Below are 2,505 nucleotides of genomic sequence, written 5' to 3'. Positions count from 1 at the left end.
GGTGATGGCCGGCCCGCCGGTCCAGCAGTTCCGCGACAATCTCGGAAATATGCGGCAGCCCTTCCAGCGTCAGATGCGGATTACTCTGTGAGGGGCGGGACCGGTCCGGCAGCGCCACCAGTGCATCGGCAAACCGCTGGGAGTCCTTGGCTTCCTCCGGCAAAAGCATCTCGATGAGGCCGAGTTCGGCTGCGCGCCGAGCGCGGATCAGCTGTTCCTGGCGGGGCTCTATGCGCGGCACGATCAGCGCCGGCTTATCGAAAGACAGTATCTCGCAATAGGTGTTGTAACCACCCATCGCCACTACCGCCTTGGCGCCGGCAATCAGGTCTTCCATGCGATTGTCGAACTCGATGATCTTGATGTAGGGGATCTTGGACCCCCTCCTGAGCAGCTTGTTGCGCTTGCGCGCCGGCATGTAAGGCCCGAGCACGATCAGCGCCCTGTGCTGCAACTGCGGATCCTGATGATAGGCATCGATGACGTCGTGGATCAATTCGGCACCGTCGCCGCCGCCACCGGTGGTAACGAGGATATAGTCGCCCTCGGGCCGGTGGCCAGGCAACTCGTTCCGCTGCAGGCTCCGTTGCAGGAAGCCGACGAACCTCATCTTTGCCCTGACAGCCGGCGGCACATCCAAGCCGGTCAACGGATCGTAGAAATCCGGCGGGCCATAGGCCCAGACCTTGTCGTAGAACAGGCCTATCTTGCGCATCACATCCCTGCGCGCCCACTCTGCCTCGAGCAGGTGCGGCGCATCCATCACCTCGCGCAGGCCAAGCACCAGCGTGGTGCCCCGCGTCTTGAGGTAGGACAGCGTATCCTCAATCTCACCGCGCAGGCCGAGCGGTTCCTTGTCGACGATGAAGATATCCGGCCGGAAGGTCTCGGCCGTATGGCGGATGATCGACTGGCGCATCCTGAGCGTCTCATGCAGGTCGATATCCTTTTCCAGCGAGGTGTATTCGCCGTTGCGCAACTTGATGACGCTGGGGATCTTCACGAAGTCGACACGGGCCCGGTAGTCGAAGGCGCCAGCGATGGTCGCACCCGAAATGATAAGCACCTGAAGTCCGCGGAAATCCTCGACCAGCGAATGCGCGATAGTCCGGCAGCGCTGCAAGTGGCCGAGCCCGAACGTGTCGTGGCTGTACATGAGAATTCGAGCGTTTTCTGCGTGCTGGGTCATTGTTGAACGTCTCTTAGAATTCTCGCCTTGAGGACCGTGAGCGGCGCGCCGGCTTCGAAAGCATCCTGGTTCTGAAAAATGAGGCCGCCATTTTCGATCTGTATTGCTTCCGTGGTGTGCCTGTCAGGCAGGCTTTCCGATTGCCTGAGTCCGAAACTTGTTGGATGACGAATATCGCCTCGGCGGGAGCGGGCCGAGACGCCCTGTTGGTGTCTGGATCGAAGGGGAACGTGGTATCCAAAAGATCGGCAGAAATCATCCCTCTTGATTCCAAAAAGTTCCGGTGTCTCCGAACTCCATTGATTTCGGAGCGGTGAAGGCGAATTATCCTGCCCATATAGCCAATTGATCGGTCGCCGGAAGTCGCACGGCCCATTTTGTTGTAGAACTCATTTCGCGCGCCATTGCTCTCGGTCTTGGGGACCAAAGGTGCTGCCCATCAATCTCTTGACGGGCGGTCTGATTGTCATTCATCGACCAGAACTGAGCCATTTGTCGCCTAGGCTAGCTGGAATTTCAGCAAGAATCGAGTGGATGCCGTCGCTCACAACGCAGCGCCCGCGGGAGGGCGTGTGCAAGACCAGGTGCTTGTGGATCGCCATGGCCTCCAATTCTCTCTTGGGCTGGCAGTTCGATGACCCGGCGCTGGCTGCCCTCGAGGACCGGGTCCGTGATCCGCGCGTCTATGCGAACTTGGGCGCGAGGTGGGCGGCTGGCGTTGCGCCATAAACAAAAAATACAGCTGGATCAATAGCTTGGCTGTTCTGGAAACAATCGGCTGGGCATCATTCCCGTTTCGCGGTCCGCCTATGCCTGCCACTTTTAGGCTGTCTCGGAACCATACGGAACGGCACGGAAAGATTTCCGATTTTGGCTCACGAAAACCTCAGTAAAATCAACATTCCGGATACATATACCGGCCCCAAGGCTGCCGGCTTTTTTGCGCCAAGCACCGTCACGGCGGTCCGATCAGGCCGTCTCGCGCACGAAATGGGTGGGCGAAACGGCATTCATGGGTAGACGGACCGGAACAAAATCAACGCCGCGTACCGCGCTGGGAATCTCATCCGACATCGGTTCGCGTCCAACCGGTCGTCGCGCCGGATCGGCGACGGGAACCGCCGAAAGCAGTTTGCGCGTATAAGGGTGTTGAGGATTGCCGAAGACCGATCGGCGGTCGCCGATCTCGACGATCTCGCCCAGGTACATGACGGCAACGCGATGCGCGATGCGCTCGACCACGGCCATGTCATGGCTGATGAACAGGATGGCGATGCCCATCTCGCGCTGCAGGTCCATCAACAGGTTGATGACCT

General features: G+C 59.4%; 1 protein-coding gene and 1 pseudogene. Both read right to left on the bottom strand.

The window, feature by feature from the left end:
* Positions 1 to 1,189, bottom strand: a 1,189-nt coding sequence (locus tag EOA36_RS33240) for a glycosyltransferase family protein (RefSeq protein WP_127280989.1), incomplete at its 3' end; no start/stop codon positions are given.
* A 969-nt stretch (positions 1,190 to 2,158) separates the two neighbouring features.
* Positions 2,159 to 2,505: pseudogene (locus EOA36_RS33235) on the bottom strand (ABC transporter ATP-binding protein); the annotation flags it as partial.

Source organism: Mesorhizobium sp. M8A.F.Ca.ET.021.01.1.1, from assembly GCF_003998025.1.
Taxonomy (GTDB): Bacteria; Pseudomonadota; Alphaproteobacteria; order Rhizobiales; family Rhizobiaceae; genus Mesorhizobium.
This window is presented reverse-complemented; position numbering and strand designations above follow the sequence as displayed.